The sequence below is a fragment of the Paracidovorax konjaci genome (assembly GCF_900112675.1).
In the GTDB taxonomy this organism is placed as follows: Bacteria; Pseudomonadota; Gammaproteobacteria; order Burkholderiales; family Burkholderiaceae_C; genus Paracidovorax; species Paracidovorax konjaci.
The window spans coordinates 359,552-379,027 of sequence record NZ_FOMQ01000004.1 but is presented as its reverse complement, the minus strand read 5'-3'; the positions used below and the strand labels follow the sequence as shown (position 1 = coordinate 379,027).

At 70.9% G+C, this 19,476-nt stretch carries 18 protein-coding genes and 1 riboswitch; of the genes, 16 read left to right on the top strand and 2 right to left on the bottom strand.

Features of this window, described 5'->3' with window-relative positions; all coding sequences use genetic code 11:
* Position 1: 1 nt before the first annotated feature.
* The 7 genes from BM144_RS08205 (at position 2) to BM144_RS08175 (ending at position 6,820) form a co-directional block, all read left to right on the top strand.
* The gene (locus BM144_RS08205; protein ID WP_092950970.1) at positions 2 to 1,852 is read left to right on the top strand and encodes a nitrite/sulfite reductase; all 1,851 of its coding nucleotides are present in this window, start codon (positions 2 to 4) and stop codon (positions 1,850 to 1,852) included.
* A gap of 29 nt (positions 1,853 to 1,881) precedes the next feature.
* Positions 1,882 to 2,262, top strand: a complete 381-nt coding sequence (locus BM144_RS08200) for a DUF934 domain-containing protein (RefSeq protein WP_092950968.1) — start codon at positions 1,882 to 1,884, stop codon at positions 2,260 to 2,262.
* 33 nt (positions 2,263 to 2,295) lie between these two features.
* Positions 2,296 to 3,228 carry a sulfate adenylyltransferase subunit CysD gene (gene cysD, locus BM144_RS08195; protein WP_092950966.1) on the top strand — a complete coding sequence of 311 codons (933 nt, stop codon included), beginning with the start codon at positions 2,296 to 2,298 and terminating at the stop codon, positions 3,226 to 3,228.
* Positions 3,228 to 4,601, top strand: a complete 1,374-nt coding sequence (locus tag BM144_RS08190) for a sulfate adenylyltransferase subunit 1 (protein ID WP_092950964.1) — start codon at positions 3,228 to 3,230, stop codon at positions 4,599 to 4,601. The genes cysD and BM144_RS08190 overlap by 1 nt, the downstream gene beginning before the upstream one ends.
* Positions 4,602 to 4,731: 130 nt before the next feature.
* Complete coding sequence (fdxA, locus tag BM144_RS08185; RefSeq protein ID WP_092950962.1) at positions 4,732 to 5,055, top strand: ferredoxin FdxA; 324 nt, start codon at positions 4,732 to 4,734, stop codon at positions 5,053 to 5,055.
* Positions 5,056 to 5,065: 10 nt separating this feature from the next.
* Entirely contained in the window at positions 5,066 to 6,172 is a 1,107-nt protein-coding gene (locus tag BM144_RS08180) for an NAD(P)/FAD-dependent oxidoreductase (protein WP_245783593.1), read from the top strand.
* 213 nt (positions 6,173 to 6,385) lie between these two features.
* A complete protein-coding gene (locus BM144_RS08175) occupies positions 6,386 to 6,820 on the top strand; it encodes an SH3 domain-containing protein (RefSeq protein ID WP_245783592.1) in 435 nt (144 codons plus the stop codon).
* Positions 6,821 to 6,859: 39 nt separating this feature from the next.
* Here the strand turns inward: BM144_RS08175 and thiD are convergent, their stop codons facing one another.
* Positions 6,860 to 7,774, bottom strand: coding sequence for a bifunctional hydroxymethylpyrimidine kinase/phosphomethylpyrimidine kinase (gene thiD / locus BM144_RS08170; protein ID WP_092950960.1), 915 nt, complete (start codon positions 7,772 to 7,774; stop codon positions 6,860 to 6,862).
* Between the two features lie 66 nt (positions 7,775 to 7,840).
* Positions 7,841 to 7,939, top strand: a riboswitch (TPP riboswitch).
* 69 nt (positions 7,940 to 8,008) lie between these two features.
* On the opposite strand from thiD, the gene BM144_RS08165 reads away from it, so the two are divergent.
* From BM144_RS08165 to thiE, 4 genes are all read left to right on the top strand, one after another.
* Complete coding sequence (locus tag BM144_RS08165) at positions 8,009 to 9,160, top strand: FAD-dependent oxidoreductase (protein ID WP_092950958.1); 1,152 nt, start codon at positions 8,009 to 8,011, stop codon at positions 9,158 to 9,160.
* Positions 9,157 to 9,354 (top strand): sulfur carrier protein ThiS, encoded by a 198-nt coding sequence (thiS, locus tag BM144_RS08160; RefSeq protein WP_092950956.1) that lies wholly within the window; start codon positions 9,157 to 9,159, stop codon positions 9,352 to 9,354. Before BM144_RS08165 ends, thiS begins: the two co-directional genes overlap by 4 nt.
* 81 nt (positions 9,355 to 9,435) lie before the next feature.
* On the top strand, positions 9,436 to 10,245 hold the full coding sequence (locus BM144_RS08155; protein WP_092951139.1) for a thiazole synthase: 810 nt from the start codon (positions 9,436 to 9,438) through the stop codon (positions 10,243 to 10,245).
* Entirely contained in the window at positions 10,238 to 11,146 is a 909-nt protein-coding gene (gene thiE / locus BM144_RS08150) for a thiamine phosphate synthase (protein WP_092950954.1), read from the top strand. The genes BM144_RS08155 and thiE overlap by 8 nt, the downstream gene beginning before the upstream one ends.
* Positions 11,147 to 11,263: 117 nt before the next feature.
* On the opposite strand, the gene BM144_RS08145 is transcribed toward thiE, so the two are convergent.
* Entirely contained in the window at positions 11,264 to 13,564 is a 2,301-nt protein-coding gene (locus tag BM144_RS08145; protein WP_245783582.1) for a hypothetical protein, read from the bottom strand.
* A 72-nt stretch (positions 13,565 to 13,636) separates the two neighbouring features.
* On the opposite strand from BM144_RS08145, the gene BM144_RS08140 reads away from it, so the two are divergent.
* From BM144_RS08140 to BM144_RS08120, 5 genes are all read left to right on the top strand, one after another.
* Complete coding sequence (locus tag BM144_RS08140; RefSeq protein ID WP_092950950.1) at positions 13,637 to 15,157, top strand: 3-hydroxyacyl-CoA dehydrogenase; 1,521 nt, start codon at positions 13,637 to 13,639, stop codon at positions 15,155 to 15,157.
* A gap of 47 nt (positions 15,158 to 15,204) precedes the next feature.
* A complete protein-coding gene (locus BM144_RS08135) occupies positions 15,205 to 15,984 on the top strand; it encodes an oxepin-CoA hydrolase, alternative type (protein ID WP_092950948.1) in 780 nt (259 codons plus the stop codon).
* A 302-nt stretch (positions 15,985 to 16,286) separates the two neighbouring features.
* A complete protein-coding gene (locus BM144_RS08130) occupies positions 16,287 to 17,006 on the top strand; it encodes a Crp/Fnr family transcriptional regulator (RefSeq protein ID WP_092950946.1) in 720 nt (239 codons plus the stop codon).
* A 47-nt stretch (positions 17,007 to 17,053) separates the two neighbouring features.
* Positions 17,054 to 18,139 (top strand): phosphotransferase, encoded by a 1,086-nt coding sequence (locus tag BM144_RS08125; protein WP_092950944.1) that lies wholly within the window; start codon positions 17,054 to 17,056, stop codon positions 18,137 to 18,139.
* Positions 18,140 to 18,193: 54 nt separating this feature from the next.
* Complete coding sequence (locus tag BM144_RS08120; protein ID WP_092950942.1) at positions 18,194 to 19,468, top strand: acyl-CoA dehydrogenase family protein; 1,275 nt, start codon at positions 18,194 to 18,196, stop codon at positions 19,466 to 19,468.
* Positions 19,469 to 19,476: the final 8 nt, after the last annotated feature.

Genomic DNA, 19,476 nt, shown 5'->3' with positions numbered 1-19,476 from the left:
CATGTACCAATACACAGAATTCGACCAACAGTTCATCCGCCTGCGGGCGGACCAGTACCGCGACCAACTGGAGCGCTTCAACGCCGGCAAGCTCTCGGGCGACGAGTTCAAGCCCCTGCGCCTGCAGAACGGCTGGTACGTGCAGCGCTACGCGCCCATGCTGCGCGTGGCCGTGCCCTACGGCGAGCTGTCCAGCGCCCAGCTGCGCGTGCTGGCACGCATCGCCCGCGAATACGACATCCCCGACGAGGCGCTCCTGGCCGAGGCACAGGCCACGCAGGAGAAGCTCGGCGACATTCCCCTGGCCGACGGCCGCCGCATCGGCACGCGCCTGCAATACGGCTACGGCCACTTCACCACGCGCACCAACGTGCAATACAACTGGATCCCGCTCGACAAGAGCGCGGACGTGATGGACCTGCTGGCCTCCGTGCACATGCACGGCATCCAGACCAGCGGCAACTGCATCCGCAACATCACGAGCGATGCGCTGGCCGGCATCGCGGCCGACGAGATCGCCGATCCGCGCCCCTTCGCCGAGATCCTGCGCCAGTGGAGCACGCTGCACCCCGAGTTCGCGTTCCTGCCGCGCAAGTTCAAGGTGTCGCTGAACGGCGCGCGCGAAGACCGCGCGGCCCTGGGCTGGTACGACGTGGGCCTGCAACTGGTGAAGAACGAGGCTGGCGAACTGGGCTTCCAGGTGCGCGTGGGCGGCGGCATGGGCCGCACGCCGGTCATCAGCCCCGTGGTGCGCGAGTTCCTGCCCTGGAACCAGCTCATGAATTACCTGGAGGCGGTGATCCGCGTCTACAACCGGTACGGCCGCCGCGACAACCTCTGGAAAGCGCGCATCAAGATCCTCGTGAAGTCCGAAGGCCAGACCTACATCGACCAGGTGGAAGAGGAATTCCGCCAGATCGTCGAGGTGGAAGGCGGCCCCCACACCATCACGCAGGACGAATACGACCGCGTGGCCGCGTGCTTCCACGACCCCGTGCCCGACCTGGGCGGGGCGGATGCCGAGAGCCAGACCCTCTCGCTGCTGCGCGCCGCCGCCGAGGGCGACCAGGGCTTCGCGCGCTGGCTCACGCGCAACGTGCTGCCGCACCGCCACCCGCTGCTGCGCGCCGTGGTGCTGTCGTTCAAGCGCGTGGGCTACGCGCCCGGCGACGCCACCGCCGACCAGATGGACGCCGCCGCCGGCCTGGCCGACCGCTTCTCCTGCGGCGAAGCCCGCGTGACGCATGAGCAGAACCTCGTGCTGCCCTGGGTGCGCGCCGACCAGCTTCCCGCGCTCTACGAAGAGGCGCGCGCGCTGGGCCTCGCCCAGCCCAACATCGGCCTGCTCACCGACATGATCGCCTGCCCTGGCGGCGACTTCTGCTCGCTGGCCAATGCGCGTTCGCTGCCCATCGCCGAAGCGATCACCGAGCGCTACCAGGACCTCGACGAACTGTGGGACCTGGGCGAGATCGACCTGCACATCAGCGGCTGCATCAATTCCTGCGGCCACCACCACAGCGGGCACATTGGCATCCTGGGCGTCGACAAGGACGGCAAGGAGTGGTACCAGATCACGCTCGGCGGCGCCGACGGCACCGACCTCTCGGGCCCGGCCATCCCCGGCAAGATCATCGGCCCGTCGTTCAGCGCGTCCGAGGTGCCGGGCGTGATCGAGGCCCTGCTCGCCACCTACCGCGCCGAGCGCCAGCCGCTGCCGGCCGATGCGCCGGGCAGCGCGCGTGGGCAGAAGCACGAGCACTTCATCGACACCGTGCGCCGCGCCGGCATCGAGCCCTTCAAGGCCGCCGCCAATGCCGCGCGCCACCCGGCCGAGGCCGTTTCCGCCTGACCGGCCGCGCCGCCCCACCGAGAAACACTATGAAAATAATAGCTGCCCACGACCATTCGACGACGGCATCGGGCCAGAACGTGCTCGAAATGCCGAACGACGCCGACCCGCTCGCGCAGGACCTTGCCGGCATCGACCGCATCGACCTGCACTTTCCGAAGTTCACCGACGGCCGCGCCTACAGCCAGGCGCGCCTGCTGCGCCAGCGCCGCCAGTTCGCGGGCGAGATCCGCGCCACGGGCGACGTGCTCATCGACCAGCTCGTGCAGATGGCGCGCTGCGGCTTCGACGTGGCGGTGCTGCGCGAGGGCGTGGACCTGGCCGATGCCCAGCGCCAGTTCGACCGCTTCCACGCCTTCTACCAGGGCGACGTGGCGCACCCCCTGCCGCATTTCCGCGATGCCGCCTGACACGGCCCCTTCCCACGCCCACGAGCCCGCCGCATGAACGCACGCACCGAACCCCAAGTGCTGAACCAGCTCAGCAACCGCCACCTCGACGCGCTCGAGGAAGAGACCATCTTCATCCTGCGCGAGGTCGCCGCAGCCTTCGAACGCCCCACCCTGCTCTTCTCGGGCGGCAAGGATTCGCTGGTGATGCTCAAGTGCGCCGAGAAAGCGTTCGGGGCGGGCCGCATCCCCTACCCGCTGCTGATGATCGACACCGGCCACAACTTCCCCGAGGTCACGGATTTCCGCGACTTCCGCGCGAAGGAGCTGGGCGCCGAACTCATCGTGCGCAGCGTGGAGGATTCCATGGCGCGCGGCACCGTGCGCCTGGCGCACCCGGGCGAGAGCCGCAACGTGCACCAGTCGGTGACGCTGCTGGAGGCGATCGAGGAATTCCGCTTCGATGCGCTCATCGGCGGCGCGCGCCGCGACGAGGAGAAGGCCCGCGCCAAGGAGCGCATCTTTTCGCACCGCGACAGCTTCGGCCAGTGGCAACCCAAGGCGCAGCGGCCCGAACTGTGGACGCTGTTCAACACGCGCCTGGCCCCCGGCGAGCACTTCCGCGTGTTCCCGATCAGCAACTGGACCGAGCTGGACGTGTGGCAGTACATCGACCGCGAAGCCATCGCGCTGCCCTCGCTCTACTACACGCACCAGCGGCAGGTGGTTGAGCGCCGCGGCCTGCTCGTGCCCGTGACCGAACTCACGCCGCCGCGCGAGGGCGAGGAAGTCGTCACGCGCGACGTGCGCTTTCGCACCGTGGGCGACATCACCTGCACCTGCCCCGTGGCGAGCGGAGCCGCCACCGCGGCCGACATCGTCATCGAGACCCTGGCCGCCGAGGTCAGCGAGCGCGGCGCCACGCGCATGGACGACAAGACCTCCGAAGCCTCGATGGAAAAGCGCAAGAAAGACGGGTACTTCTGATGAGCACTACCAATTTAATAGCAGAAAACGCAATGGATCCGACGGCATCGGGCCATTCCGACCACAACGCTGCGCTGCGCTTCATCACCTGCGGCAGCGTGGACGACGGCAAGAGCACGCTCATCGGCCGCCTGCTGGTGGACAGCCGCGCGGTGCTGCAGGACCACCTGGCCGGCGTGACGCGCGGCGGCGAGACCGATCTGGCGCTGCTCACCGACGGCCTCAGCGCCGAGCGCGAACAGGGCATCACCATCGACGTGGCATACCGGTACTTCGCCACCGAGACGCGCAAGTTCATCATCGGCGACGCGCCGGGCCATGAGCAGTACACGCGCAACATGGTCACGGCCGCCTCCAGCGCCGACGCTGCCGTGGTGCTGGTGGACGCCACCAAGCTCGACTGGAAGAACCCGCAGCTCGCCCTGCTGCCGCAGACCCGCCGCCACTCGCTGCTGGTGCACCTGCTGCGCGTGCATTCGCTGGTGTTCGCGGTGAACAAGCTCGACGCCGTGGAAGACGCCTCGCTCGCGCTGCGCCACATCCGCGCCGCGCTCGAAGCCTTCGCCCAGGCGGCCGGCATCGCCGTGCGCGCCACGGTGCCGGTCTCCGCGCTCAAGGGCTGGAACGTGGTGGACGCCCAGCCCGGCTGGGCCGGCTACGAAGGCCCGAGCCTGCTGCAGATCCTGGAGCAGTTGCCGCACACGCCGGCCGACACGGGCCTGGCGCTGGCCTTCCCCGTGCAGTGGGTCGAGAAATTCTCTTCCTCGGCCGACACCACGCAGGGCCGCCGCGTGTTCTGGGGCCGCGTGGCCGCGGGCCAGGTGGCGCCCGGCACGGCGGTGCAGGTCTTCCCGAGCGGCCAGCTCGCCCAGGTGGCGCAGGTGCTCGACCATGCCCGCCGCCCGCAGGCCGTGGAAGCCGGCACCAGCGCCGGCATCGTGCTCGACCGCGAGGTGGACGTCTCGCGCGGCGACTGGATCCTGGCGGCGCCCGCGGCTGCTGCGCCGGCCCCGGCGGCCGACGACGGCTTCGACACGCCCACCGCCGTGCCGGCATGGCCCGGACGCCGCGACATCCGCGCCACGGTCGCCTGGATGGACGACGAGCCGCTGGTGGCGGGCCGCGTCTACTGGGCGCTGCACGGCCACCGCTGGGTCAAGGCCAAGGTGCAGCGCGTGGTGCACCGCCTCAACATCAACACCCTGGCCGAGGAAGAAGCCGCCCAGCTGGAACCCAACGCCATCGGCCACGTGGACCTGCTGCTGCAGGAAGCCCTGCCGGCCGCCCCGTTCGGCCAGGCGCGCGTGCTGGGCTCGCTGATCCTCGTGGACACGGCCAGCCACCGCACGGCGGCAGCCGTGCTCGTGAACTGACCGCGGAGCCCGCCGTGCTCCGGCCCCTGCCCGCCGTGCCGCTTCCTGCGACAGCACAAGGGGCAGCGGCGGACCTCGGCCCGAACCGCCCTAAAATTGCGGGTTACCCCCGATCCAAAGACTGCCTCTCATGACTCACGTCGTCTCCGAAAACTGCATCAAGTGCAAGTACACCGATTGTGTGGACGTGTGCCCCGTGGACTGTTTCCGCGAAGGCCCCAACTTCCTGGTGATCGACCCCGACGAGTGCATCGACTGCGCCGTGTGCATCCCCGAATGCCCGGCCAACGCCATCTACGCCGAGGAAGACCTGCCCGCCGACCAGCTGGCTTTCATCAAGCTCAATGCGGAACTCGCGCCGCAGTGGAAGAGCATCACCAAGCGCAAGGCCTCCCTGCCCGACGCCGACGAGTGGAACGGCAAGCCCGGCAAGGTCTCCGAACTGATCCGCTGACCGCGTGCCGCTGAACGACGTGCCCGCAGCGACGGCAGCCCTCCCTGCCACCACCGCCCCCATCGCCGCCGACGCGGTGGTGATCGGCGCGGGGCCCGTGGGCCTCTTCCAGGTGTTCCAGCTCGGGCTGCAGGGCATCCGTGCGCATGTGATCGACGCGCTGCCGCACATCGGCGGCCAGTGCGCAGAGCTGTATGCCGACAAGCCGCTCTACGACATTCCCGGCGTGCCCGTCTGCACGGGCCGCGAACTGGTCGCGCTGCTGTCGCGGCAGATCGAACCCTTCGCGCCGAACCTGCACCTGTCCGACCAGGTCGAGACGCTGCAGCCCGGGCCGGACGGCAGCTTCCTGCTCTCGACGCGTGCCGGCAAGGCATTCCACGCGCAGAGCGTCTTCATCGCGGGGGGCGTCGGCGCCTTCGTGCCGCGCACGCTGAAGGTGGAGGGCATCGACCAATTCCATGGCACGCAGGTGCACCACCACGAGGAAGCCGCCGCCACCGCGGGCCGGCACGTGGTCGTGCACGGCGGCGAGGACACGGCCGTGGCCCGGGCCATCGCCTGCGCGCAGGCCGCTGGCAGCGAGGCCGCCGCCAGCGTGACGCTGCTGCACCGCCGCGACGCCTTCCAGGCGCCGCCCGAGGCGCTGGCGCAGTTGCGGTCGCTGCGCGACAGCGGCCGCATTCGCGTGGTGGCGGCGCAGATCACGGGCATCGAAATCACCGAAGCGGCGCCGCCGCAGGGCGCACGCCTCGCCGCACTGCGGATCCTCGACGCCAGCGGCACGGAACGGCACCTGCCCGTCGACACGCTGCTGCTGTGCCTGGGGGTGTCGCCGCGCCTGGGGCCCATCGCCGATTGGGGCCTGGCGCTGGAGCGCAAGCAGGTGGCCGTGGACACGGCCACGTTCTCGGCAGGCGTGCCCGGCCTTTATGCGGTGGGCGACATCAACACCTACCCGGGCAAGCGCAAGCTGATCCTCTGCGGCTTCCACGAGGCCACGCTCGCGGCCTTCGCGGCGGCGGAACATCTGTCCGGCGCTCCGGTCGCGCTGCAGTACACGACCACCAGCACCCGCCTGCACGAGCGGCTGGGGCTGCGCCCGGCCGCCCACTGAAGGCCGCGCGGCCACCGTGCCGCGCTGCAGTGGATTGAGGAACCCGCGGCGCCTCGGCCGGTCCATGGGGGACGATCGACCGTCCACCCACCCACCGACCGACCGAGGAGACAGACGCCCGTGCCCTTCCGTACCCACTCCACCGACTCCGCCGCCCTCCGCACGCCAGGGGCACCCTTCCGGGCTCCGGCCTTCCTGGGCCGCTGCGCCGCCCTGGCCGGCAGCGCCCTGGTGGCTGCCGCGGCCCTGGCCGCCCTGCCGTCGCAGGCGGCGGATTTCGTGAGCATCCGGGGCGCCTCGGTCAACGTGCGCGAAGCGCCCACGACCCGTTCGGCCGTGCTGTGGGAACTGGGTGCGGGCTATCCGCTGCAGGTCACGCAGCGCCGCGGCCCCTGGCTCAAGGTGCGCGACCATGAGGAAACACTGGGCTGGGTCAGCGCTGGGCTGACCAGCAAGCAGCCGCACCGCGTGGTCACGGCTCGCACGGCCGTGCTGCGCGCCGGCCCGGGGGTGCGGCACCCGCGCCTGGGCCTGCTGGAGCGCCACGAGGTCGTGCGCACGCTGCGCACTGCCGGCGACTGGGCCCATGTGCAACGCGAGGATGGCCGCAAGGGCTGGGTCGCCCGCCGCCTCACCTGGGGCTGGTAGGCGCGCCGCAGGGCGGCCACCACCGTCCGCAGGCGCCCCTCAGTGCGGGGCGACAGGGTGCTCCGCGGGGTACAGGATGTGCTGGGCCACCGGCGCGTGGCCGTGGTTCAGCGGCCCCTGCCCACGCCCCGTGCGCACGTCCGCGCCGGCGGCGATCGCCTGCAGGATGTAGGCCCGCGCGCGCTTGGCGGCCTCCGCCAGGGGCAGCCCGAGTGCCAGGTGCGCCGCGATGGCGGAAGACAGCGTGCAGCCCGTGCCATGCCCATTGCGGGTGGGAATGCGGGCCGACTGCAGCCGCTCGGCCGTGGCGCCCTCCACGCTGCCGCGCAGTCCGAGGACATCCACCACCCAGTCGCCGGGAAGGTGACCGCCCTTGAGCAGCACCGCCGGCGCGCCCAGGTCGAGCAGGTCCTGCACCGCCCGGTCGAGCTGATCGATGCCGCCGATCTCCCTGCCGAGCAGCAGTGCCGCTTCATCCAGGTTGGGGGTGACGACGGAGACCAGCGGGAACAGCCGTTCCACCAGCACGCCCACGGTCTCGGGCGCGATGAGCCGGTCTCCGCTGGTGGCCACCATGACGGGGTCGAGCACCACGTGCGGCAACGCGTGGCGACGGATGGCATCGGCCACCGCCTCCACGATTTCCGGCGCGTGCAGCATGCCGATCTTCACGGCATCGACGCCGATGTCCTCCACCACGGCATCGATCTGCGCGCGCAGCATGTCGGGCGGCACGCCGTGGATGGCGCGCACGCCCTGCGTGTTCTGCGCGGTGATCGCGGTGATCGCGGTCATGCCGTAGCAGCCCAGGGCCGCGAAGGTCTTCAGGTCGGCCTGGATGCCTGCGCCGCCGCCGCTGTCGGAGCCCGCGATGGACAGGACGCGGGCGTACCGGGGCGCGCGGGCGGAGTCGTCCGCCGCCAGGGACGGCGGCGCAAGGGGATCGAGAGTCATGGCAAAAATTATGGCCCCTGCGCAAGGTCAAAACCCCTTCCCCGGGGCCTGTGCTGTAATCCGACCCGGACGAAACAGGGGTGTCCGCCATGCCGGCGCGACTGAGAAATACCCTCGGCACCCGATCCAGGTCATGCTGGCGTGGGGAGTTTCGACGGTGGATCGCCGCCTGTTCTCCGTCCCAGCGCCCCGGCGCACGGCCCCTCGACGAGAACGCACCTCCACCGCACGCACATGCTTCCTCTGCTGTCTCCGCACTCCTCCATCGCCATCCTCGGCGCCGGGCTCATGGGCCGGCTGCTGGCCGTCGAGCTGGCCCGCCAGGGCCATGCCGTGGACCTCTACGAAGCCCAGGGCCCCGATGCGCAGGGAGCCGCCGCACGCATCGCCGCCGCCATGCTGGCCCCGCTGGCCGAGTCTGCCATCACCGAACCCGGCGTGGTGCGCATGGGCCACCACGCGCTCACGCGCTGGCCGCAACTGCTGGCCGGCCTCGCCTGGCCGGTGTTCTTCCAGCAGGAAGGCACCCTCATCCTGTGGCACCGGCAGGACGCGGCCGAGGCCGCCCGGCTGCGCGGCGTGCTGGAGCGCACCGCCCGCACGGTGCCCGAACTGCCCGCGCTGCAGGTGCTGGACGCCGAAGGCATCGACGCCGCCGAGCCGGCCGCCGCCCGCCGCTTCCACCAGGGGCTGTACCTGCCGGGCGAAGGCCAGCTGGACAACCGCCAGTTGCTCGACTCCCTGGCGCACACCCTGGGCAGCCTCGGCGTGCGGGTGCACTGGCACAGCCCGCGGGCGCCCGAGGATTTCATGCCGGGCGAAGCCGGGCACCCCGACTGGGTGCTGGATTGCCGCGGCCTCGGGGCCCGCACCGAATGGCCCGCGCTGCGCGGCGTGCGCGGCGAAGTGGTCCGCCTGCATGCGCCGGGCGTCACGCTGCGCCGGCCCACCCGGCTCGTGCACCCGCGCTACCCGATCTACATCGCGCCCAAGGAAGACCATGTTTTCGTGATCGGCGCCACGGAGATCGAATCGGACGACCTCTCGCCCGCCAGCGTGCGCTCCACGCTCGAGCTGCTGAGCGCAGCCTATGCCGTGCACCCGGGCTTCGCCGAGGCGCGCATCCTGGAGATCGCCACGCAGTGCCGCCCCACGCTGCCCGACAACCTGCCGGCCATCCGGCGCCTGGCGCCGCGCGTGCTCCAGGTCAACGGGCTCTACCGGCACGGCTTCATGATTTCGCCGGCCATCCTCGATGTGGTGATGGAATTGCTGAACGAGGGACAATCACGCCTCGCCCCCCGCTTCGATCTGGCGCTGGACCTGGAGCCTGGCCTGCCAGGCCCCCCTGCCAGCGCCGTGCCTGCCGCCGCCACCCTTCCATGAACGTCGTCATCAACCAGAACGCCACCGACCTGCCCGAAGGCGCGACCGTGGCCCACGCCATCGCAGCCATCGCCGCCCGGCCGCCCTTCGCCGTGGCGGTCAACACCGTGTTCGTACCCCAGGCGCGCCACGCGCAGCATGCGCTGCAGCCCGGCGACCGCGTCGAGATCATCGCGCCGGTGACGGGCGGCTGAACGCGCACGCGCGGCCCCCGAACGCCCCTTCTTCTCCGCATTTGCCGCCGGGCGCGCCCGGCTTTTTCTCAGATGTCCGCCATGCCCACCTCTGCACCCGATGACGCGCTGGTCCTCTACGGCCAGCGTTTTGAAAGCCGGCTCCTCCTGGGGACCGCGCGCTATCCCTCGCCGAGCGTGCTGGAAGCCGCCGTGCAGCGTGCGCGCCCCGCCATGGTGACGGCCTCCCTGCGCCGCCAGGGCAGCAACCCGGCGGAGTCCGGCAGCGGCTTCTGGGAACTGCTGCGACGCCTGGACGTGCCGGTGCTGCCGAACACGGCGGGCTGCCACAGCATCCAGGAAGCCGTGACCACCGCGCAGATGGCGCGCGAGGTGTTCGGCACGCCGTGGATCAAGCTGGAGCTGATCGGTGACGACTACACCCTGCAGCCGGACACGCTGAATCTGGTGGAAGCGGCATCGCAGCTCGTGCGCGACGGCTTCCACGTGCTGCCCTATTGCACCGAAGACCTCGTGCTCTGCCAGCGCCTCGTCGATGTGGGATGCCAGGCCGTGATGCCCTGGGCGGCGCCCATCGGCACGGGCCGGGGCCCCGTGAATCCATACGCGCTGCGCGTACTGCGCGAGCGGCTCGATGTGCCGCTGCTGGTCGATGCGGGCCTGGGCCTGCCGTCGCACGCCTGCCAGGTCATGGAATGGGGCTACGACGGCGTGCTGCTCAACACCGCCGTGGCTCTGGCACAGGACCCCGTGGCGATGGCCGGAGCCTTCGCGGACGCCGTGCGCGCCGGACGGGCGGCCCGCGATGCCGGCACCATGTCCGCCCAGGACTCCGCCCAGCCGAGCACACCGGTGCTCGGCACCCCTTTCTGGCACCACGACCATGCTTGACGCCTCCATCCGGCAGATGTCGGAAGCCATCGTTCAGGCCCATGCCGCGGCTTTTGCCGACTTCCCTGCACAGCCCGCGCCGCCGTGCGGCGGCGACCATGGCGCGGTCTACCGGGCCGCGCTGCAGGCCTGCAGCACCCTCGGCTTCATCGCCGTGGACGCGCACTGCCTCGCCGGTGCCTGGCAGGCCCGCACGGACCGCACCGGCCGGTTCGACGCAACCGCCTGGCCCGATGCGCCCGAGGATTTCGGGCTGCAGCCACGCCCCCATGCGCACCCCTTTGCCCCCTGCCCCGGCGCGCTCGGGCTCTACGCCGTGCTGCCCGATGCGCAGTGGGTGGGCCGCATGGTGCGCGCGGGTGTGCCCACGGTGCAACTGCGCTTCAAATCGGACGATGCGGCCGCCGTGGCGAGCGAGGTCCGCGCCGCGGTGCAGGCCGTGCAGGGCACGGACGCGCTGCTGTTCATCAACGACCACTGGCAGGCCGCCATCGATGCCGGGGCCTACGGCGTCCACCTCGGCCAGGAAGACCTCGACGCGCTGGCTCCGGGCGCGCTGGCCACGCTGCGCAGCGCAGGCATGCGGCTGGGCGTGAGCACCCACGGCTATGCCGAGATGGTGCGCGCCGACGCCGCGGCGCCGAGCTACATCGCCATGGGCGCCGTCTTCCCGACCACGCTCAAGAAGATGGCCACCGTGCCGCAGGGACTGGCCCGCCTCGCGGGATATGCGCGCCTGCTGCGGGGCTACCCGCAGGTGGCCATCGGCGGGATCGGCGCGGAGCAGTTCCCGGCCGTGCGCGCGACCGGCGTGGGTTCGATCGCGGTGGTGCGCGCCATCGTGAATGCGGACGATCCGGAGGCGGCCGCGAGGCATCTCATGGACAGCCTCGGCGCCTGATCGGCCCGCCTGCGGCCTGTCACGGCCGCCGCGGGAAGGCCTGGCAGACGGCTTGGCCCAACGGCCGGCCATGGCCGCCGGGCCTTTCGCCAGAGCCCGGCACCCGGCTCGCCTCGCTCACCCCTTGGGCGGGTGCTTGCGCTCGATGTCTTCGAGTTCCAGGCGCAATTCCAGTTTGTCGTTGTCCATCCCGAAACCCACCGGCTCGCCGGGCTTCGGGGGGGCCGTCACCGGCACGGGCGGCAGGTCGCTGAGCGTGAGGTGGGGCGGCTCCGACAGATCGATGTCGAGCATCGCGTCGGGGTCGTCCTCCAGGCGCACCGGTGCGGTGGGGGCCTGCGCCTGCGACAGCGGCGTGGGCAGGGATTCCCAGGCCAGGCCGGCGGACAGCGAATCGAGCGAACGGAGTTCCTGCTCGCGTGCGGCAGCCTTGTCCGTATCCGACGGGGGCACCGGAGAAAAAGCGGCAAGGGATTCGTCGTCGGGTACTTCGGCGGGCGTCGTGCGGGCACGGGGGGGCGCGGCGCCGCGCGCGCTGGCGGGCGTGGTCTGCGCCACGGCCAGCAGCAGCAGCAGATCGTCGTAGGCGGCCAGGTCGAACTGCACGGCGTTGGGCGCATCCGCCTGCCGGAAGAGGTATCCCTCGATGATGCCGAGCACGGCGGGCGACGACCATTCGGCCTCGATGGCGGCCAGTGCCTCGGGGAAGCCCTGCAGGGTGCGCCCGCTGCGGTGGAAGGCTGCGAACTCGGGCACCCGGGCATTGAACTGCGCGTGGAACTTCTCCCGCAACTGGTTGAAGCTCTCGACACGGCCGAGCGTGTGGTAGAGCCGCAGCAGTTCGAGGTAAGCGAAGGCCGAGGTGTCGCCATGCGCGGCGATGTGCTGCTTGAGCACGCCGATCGCCTGGTCGTGTTCACCCACCGAGACGAAGAATTCGGCCTGCTGCTGGATGTCGAACAGGTCCTCGGGGTGCGGGCCGGGTGCGCGCGTGGCCGATGGGGCGACGGGCGCTGGTGCGGGCGGCACGGCGGCGGGCACCGGCGCCACCGGGGCCGGCACGAGCGGTGCGCTGCGCGTCGTGGAGGGCCCTTCGACCACCACGGCGCCCGACAGCGAGTCCGCGAAAGTGGGGAAGTTGAAAGCCGGGGCCGCGGCGGGCGCAACCGCCGGTTGCGGCGCCGGAGGCACCAGCACGGGCCGCGTGGAGGCCGTTGCCGCGCCCTTGCCGCGTGGCAGGGTGGGCAGCCTCTGGGGCCGGCTGGCAGGCACGGCGGATGCCTGTGGCCGGGTGCGCTGCGCATCGCCGCCGTCTTCATCGGTTTCTGGGCCACCGGGTGCGGCAGGCTGGCCGCTGGCGGCCACCGCCTGCATCCAGGCCGATTCGCCGGCGCGGCGCGCACGGACCCACAGCCAGGCCGCCAGGGCCAGCAACAGCACGAGCAGCCCCAGCAGCGCATAGACGATCACGGCGGGGAAGCGGTCGGCCTCGGCACTGTCGAGGCGCTGCCGCAGGTCCGCGGCGGCGGCGCGCTCGGAAGCGGCCCGGGCGCGTTCGGCCGCCACGGTGGTTTCGAGCTGGGCCGTGCGGCCCGCTGCACGCTGCACGTCTTCGACCGGGGTGTTGAGCGCTTTCCAGAGGGCTGCGGCCTCGGCGCGCTGCTGGGCAGACGCCTCGGGAGCGGCAGGAGACAGCTCGGCCGAACTGCGCAGCGGCAACGGGGAGTCGAGCCAGACGTCCAGCGGCTCCATCACCAGCCGCGCCCGGTCGGCAGCCGCCGTTGCCGGCGAAGGGGCCGGCGCCGCAGCGGCCGGACGGAGCGCCCGGCTGGGTGCGAGGGAGGTGCCCGCGTCGGAGGCCCGTGGGCGGGCCGCCCGCGCGGGGGCTGCGGCGGCCGCTCCGGAGGCCGGAACGCGTGCGGCGCGGGCCGAGGTCCCGCCGGCCACGGGGGCGCCGGAGGCCGTGCCCGGGCGCGCGCCCGCAGCCGGGGCGCCCGCCAGTTGTCCGATATCGACCGGCCGCGAGGATGGCGATGCCGCGGCCGATTCCGGCAATTGCGAGAGGAAGGTGTAGTGCCGCGTCACGCCGCCCGTGCAGCCGGCGGTCACCGTGGCCGTGAAGACCGGCTCGTCGGCCGCCACGTTGGCCCGCACCCGGACGGCGGGGTTGCGCCCCCCACTGGCCGGCACGGGTGTGATCTGCACCTTGGAATCCGGCACCACGGTATCGCCCGCCACGAGGCGCACCCGCACGCAGGACGATTCGACGTCGGTGCCCGGATCGGGCTGCACGTCGAAGACGAGGTCCACCGGCGCGCCGAGCACGACGCTGCCGTGGCTGGCGCCCAATGAAAGAGCCGCTGCACCGCTCGCGGCCACCGACAGGCTTGCTCCAAGAATTGCGTTACTTATCTTCACAATAGTTGCGTTCTTATTCGAACCATTCTTGCACATAAGTGCCTTGCTCCCCCGCCGCCATAATGGCGCTCCATGACCAACCTAAACCCGATCGTAGGCATCATAGGCACGGGTGCCATGGGCCAGGGCATTGCCCAGATGGCGGCACAGGCCGGCAGCCAGGTTCTGCTCTTCGACAGCCGCCCGGGTGCGGCAGACGCCGCACGCCACCATATACACCAGCAGTGGCAGCGCCTTGTAGGCAAGGGGCGCATGACGGAAGACGAAGCCACCGCCCTGGCGGGCCGCCTGGCACCGGTGGCCGCACTGCAAGATGCCGCCGGGTGCGACCTCATCATAGAAGCGATCGTGGAACGCCTGGACATCAAGCAGGCGCTTTTTACCCAACTCGAGGCCATCGTCCGCCCCGACGCGGTGCTGGCCACCAACACGTCGTCGCTGTCGGTGACGGCGATCGGCGCGGTACTGCAGCGCCCGGAGCGCTTTGCGGGTTTCCATTTCTTCAACCCCGTGCCGCTCATGAAAGTGGTGGAGGTGATCGCCGGCCTGAAGACGGATGCGGCCGTGTGCGACCGGCTCGCGGATTACGCCCGCGCCATGGGGCACACGCCCGTGCGCGCGCAGGACACGCCGGGATTCATCGTGAACCACGCCGGCCGGGGCTTCGGCACCGAGGCGCTGCGCATCGTGAGCGAGGGCGTGGCCGACTTCGCCACGGTGGACCGCATCCTGCGCGACCAGGTCGGCTTCCGCCTGGGGCCCTTCGAGCTGATGGACCTCACCGGGCTGGATGTTTCCCAGCCCGTCATGGAATCCGTTTATCGCCAGTATTACGAAGAGCCACGGTATCGCCCCAGCGCCCTGGCGGCGCAGCGGCTCGCGGGCGGGCTGCTCGGCCGCAAGACGGGCGAAGGCTTCTACCCCTATGTGGACGGGCTGGCGCAGGTGCCGGCCGAGCCCCCCGCGCCGTCGGTGGCGCAGATTCCGCCCGTGTGGGTGTCATCACGCGCAGCCCGCCGGCCCGAGGTGTACCAGTTGCTGAAGGACCTGGGCGCGCAGATCGAGACCGGCACGTCGCCCTCTCCGCAGGCGATCTCGCTGGTGGCCCCGATGGGCTTCGACATCACCACGGTGGCCGTGGTCGAGCGCCTGGACCCCGCCCGCACCGTCGGGATCGACATGCTGATCGAAGACGCGGCCACGCGCCGGCGCGTGCTGGCCACCAACCCGGCCACGCGCATCGACATCCGCGACGCGGCCCATGCGCTCTTCGCGCGCGACGGCAAGCCCGTGAGCGTGATCCGCGACAGCGGCGGCTTCGTCACCCAGCGCGTGGTGGCGGCCATCGTCAACATCGCCAGCGACATCTGCCAGCAGGGCATCTGCAGCCCGGCCGACCTCGAATCGGCGGTGACGCTGGGGCTGGGCTACCCGCTCGGACCACTCGCGATGGGCAACCGCTGGGGCCCGACCAACATTCTCGAGGTGCTCTTCAACCTGCAGACGGTGTATGGCGATCCGCGCTACCGTCCCAGCCCCTGGCTGCGCCGCCGCGGAGCGATCGGACTCAGCCTGCTGCACGAAGAGCCCTGAGCCGCCACGCCCTGCCCCCAACGACTTTCCCTCCGCCCCACCCTCCCATGCCCGCGAGACTCCAGAGCACCAGCCACGGCCAGACCCTCGTGCTGACCATCCACCACCCGGAGATGCGCAACGCGCTCGATCCGGGCATCTACGCGGCCGGGGTGGAGGCGCTGAACGGCGCCGAACGCAATGCCGAGGTGCGCTCCGTCGTCATCACCGGCGCGGGCGAGCACTTCTGCGCGGGCGGCAACCTGCAGCGCCTGCAGGAGCGGCGCCAGGAGGGCGCCGAGGCGCAGGCCCAGGGTGTCGAAGGGCTGCACCAGTGGATCGAGACCATCCACACCTACCCCAAGCCGGTGATCGCAGCCGTCGAGGGCGCCGCCGCCGGCGCGGGGTTCTCGCTGGCCCTGGCCTGCGACCTGATCGTGGCGGCGCGCAACGCGGCCTTCGTGATGGCCTATGCCGGCATCGGCCTGTCGCCCGACGGCGGCGCGACCTGGAACCTGGCGCATGCCCTGCCGCGCCAGCTCGCGTCCGAGCTGCTGCTGTGCGGCGAGCGCATCGGCGCCGAGCGCCTGCATGCGATGGGACTGGTCAACCGGCTCGCGCGCGCCGGCGAGGCGCTCACCTGCGCGCTGGCGCTGGCCGAAACGCTGAACGCCCGCGCACCCAATGCACTCGCAAGCACCAAGGAATTGCTGCTGGAGGCACCGCAGCGCACGCTGACCGAGCAGCTCGCGCAGGAGCGCAACCAGTTCGTGCGCAACCTGCAGCATCCGAATGCGGGCGAAGGCATTGCCGCCTTCCTCGAAAAACGCACGCCACGCTATAAATAACATAGCAAACTATTGAATGGATCCGCCGGCATGGAGCGGATTCCACTCAAACCAGAAGCCCTCTGGCCGCGGTGGGCCACGCCGTGGCCGTGGCGCGCGGGGCGCCCTCTTCTGGCGCCCTTTTCCCTCCTCGCCGCGGGCACCGGGTCCGCCATCCGCAGCCCCGCCCGTGGCGTTCACGCGCCCGGCCCGTCCTGCGCGCACCGCAGACACGCAGGCGACATCGCAGGGCGCGCGGCGGGCCGGCACGCCGGTCCCGCGCGCGACAATGTTCCAGCCACCAGTCACGCAAAAGACAGACCATGGACGACCCCATTCTTACCATCGAAGAACGAGAAGCGATCAATACCGGTCGCTGGTTTTCCTCCCTTTCCCCCTCGCTGCGGCACGACATACTCCGATGCGCCTACGTCAAACGCTTCAAGGACGGCGGACTGATCGCCGCCCGCGGCGATCCGCCCGAGGAGTGGATCGCCTGCGCCAAGGGCGCCGTGCGCGTGAGCTCGACATCCATCTCGGGCAAGCAGATCACACTGACCTACGTGGAGCCGGGCATCTGGTTCGGCGATGTGGCGATCTTCGACGGCGACCGGCGCACGCACGATGCCTATGCGCACGGGGACACCACCATCCTGTGCGTGGCCAAGGCCGATTTCCGCAAGATCCTGGCCGCGCACGTGGAGTTCTACGAAGCGATGCTGCGCCTGCATGCGCGGCGCATCCGCCAGCTCTACGGCCTGGTGGAAGACCTCAACACCCTGCCGCTGCGCGCGCGCCTCGCCAAGCAGTTGCTGCACCTCGTGCGCAGCTACGGCATCCCGAGCCTCTCGCACGGCAACGAGGTGCGCATCGGCCTGCAGCTCGCGCAGGAAGAGCTGGCGCAACTGCTGGGCGCATCGCGCCAGCGCGTGAACCAGGAACTCAAGGCCATGGAGCGCGAGGATGCCATCCGCATCGAGCCCGGCGGCCTCGTGGTGCGCGACCGTGATGTGCTGATGCGCATCGCCGAGACCGACCACTGACCCGCCCCCGCGCCCACGGACCTCCCCCTCCCCACCCACGCCGCCCCATGCAAACCTACGAGCACTTCATCGGCACCCGCCCCGTCTCCGGCACGCACGCATTCGACACCGCGGCGCTCTCCGCCTGGATGAAGTCCCATGTGGAAGGCTTCCAGGGTCCGGTGGAGGTGGAGATGTTCAAGGGCGGGCAGTCCAACCCGACCTACAAGCTGAGCACGCCCGGGCGCAGCTACGTGATGCGCGCCAAGCCCGGGCCGGTCGCGAAGCTGCTGCCTTCGGCGCATGCGATCGAGCGCGAGTACCAGGTGATGGGCGGGCTCGCCGGCACCGCCGTGCCCGTGCCGCGCATGTTCGCGCTCTGCGAGGACGAATCGGTGATCGGCCGGGCTTTCTACATCATGGAGTTCCTGCAGGGCCGCGTGCTCTGGGACCAGGCCCTGCCGGGCATGGCGCCGGCCGAACGCAGCGCCATCTACGACGAGATGAACCGCGTGATCGCCGCGCTGCACACCGTGCCGTTCGCCGACCGCGGCCTGGCCGGCTACGGCAGGCCCGGCAACTATTTCGAGCGCCAGATCGGGCGCTGGAGCAAGCAGTACGCGGCATCGGTCACGCAGCCCATCGAGGCGATGGACCGGCTCATCGAATGGCTGCCCGCGCATATGCCGGCGAGCGCGCGCGACGAGGCCAGCGTGTCGATCGTGCACGGCGACTTCCGGCTCGACAACCTGATGTTCCACCCCACCGAGGCGCGCGTGATCGCGGTGCTCGACTGGGAGCTGTCGACGCTCGGACACCCGCTGGCGGATTTCAGCTACCACTGCATGGCGTGGCACATCCCGCCGGGCATGTTCCGCGGCATCGGCGGGCTGGACCACGCGGCGCTGGGCATTCCCTCCGAAGACGAATACATCCGCCGCTATTGCGAGCGCACCGGCTTCTCGAACCCCGCGGCGCTGCGCGCCGACTGGAACTTCTACCTCGCCTACAACCTGTTTCGCCTCGCCTCGATCCTGCAGGGCATCGCCAAGCGCGTGGAGGACGGCACCGCCTCCAGCGCCCAGGCCCGCGCATCGGGCGAAGGCGCGCGCCCGCTGGCCGAAATGGCCTGGGGATTCGCGCAGCGCATGTAGGCAGGCCCTGGTCCGCGTCACGCCGCGCGGCACGATTTCAACCGGAGAACCGCGATGGATTTTGACTACTCCCCCAAGACCAAGGATCTGCAGGCACGCCTGCTGCGGTTCATGGACGACCACATCTATCCGGCCGAGGCCGGGTACCAGGCCGAGCTGGCCGCCAACACCGCCGCCGGCCGCCGCTGGACCGCCCTCAAGACCATCGAGGACTTGAAGCCGAAAGCGCGCTCGGCCGGCCTCTGGAACCTGTTCTTGCCGGTGGATTCCGCCGCGGCCTCGGGCTACGAGGGCGCCGGGCTCACCAACCAGGAGTACGCGCCCCTCGCCGAGATCATGGGCCGCGTGCCGTGGGCCAGCGAGGTGTTCAACTGCTCCGCGCCCGACACCGGCAACATGGAGACGATCGCGCGCTACGGCAGCGAGGAGAACAAGGCCCGCTGGCTGCGGCCGCTGCTCGAAGGCGAGATCCGCTCCGCCTTCGCGATGACGGAGCCCGACGTGGCCTCCAGCGATGCGACCAACATCGCCACCCGCATCGAGCGGCAGGGAGACGAGTACGTCATCAACGGGCGCAAGTGGTGGATCTCCGGCGCGGCGGACCCGCGCTGCAAGGTGTTCATCACCATGGGCAAGTCCGACCCCGAGGCGCCGCGGCATTCGCAGCAGAGCATGGTGCTGGTGCCCGCCGACACGCCCGGCATCCGCATCCTGCGTCCGCTCAACGTGCTGGGCTACGACGATGCTCCGCACGGCCACGTGGAGATGGTCTTCGAGAACGTGCGCGTGCCGGCCAGCAACATCCTGCTGGGCGAGGGCCGCGGCTTCGAGATCGCGCAGGGCCGCCTCGGCCCCGGGCGCATCCACCACTGCATGCGGCTCATCGGCCTGGCCGAGCGGGCGCTGGAACTCATGTGCCGCCGCGCGTCGTCGCGCGTGGCCTTCGGCAAGACGGTGGCGCAGCAGACGGTGACGCAAGAGCGCATCGCCGAGGCGCGCTGCAAGATCGACATGGCGCGGCTGCTCACGCTCAAGGCCGCCTGGCTCATGGACGTGGCCGGCAACAAGGTCGCCAAGACCGAGATCGCGATGATCAAGGTGGTCGCGCCCAGCATGGCCTGCCAGGTGATCGACTGGGCCATGCAGGTGCATGGCGGTGGCGGCATGTGCGACGACTTCCCGCTGGCCTATGCCTACGCGGGCGCGCGCACCCTGCGCTTCGCCGACGGCCCCGACGAAGTGCACCGCAACGCGATCGCGAAGTGGGAGCTGGGCAAGTACGCCAGCTACGGCCGCGACGCCGAGGTGCCCGTCACGCGCGGCTGCTGAGCGCGCAG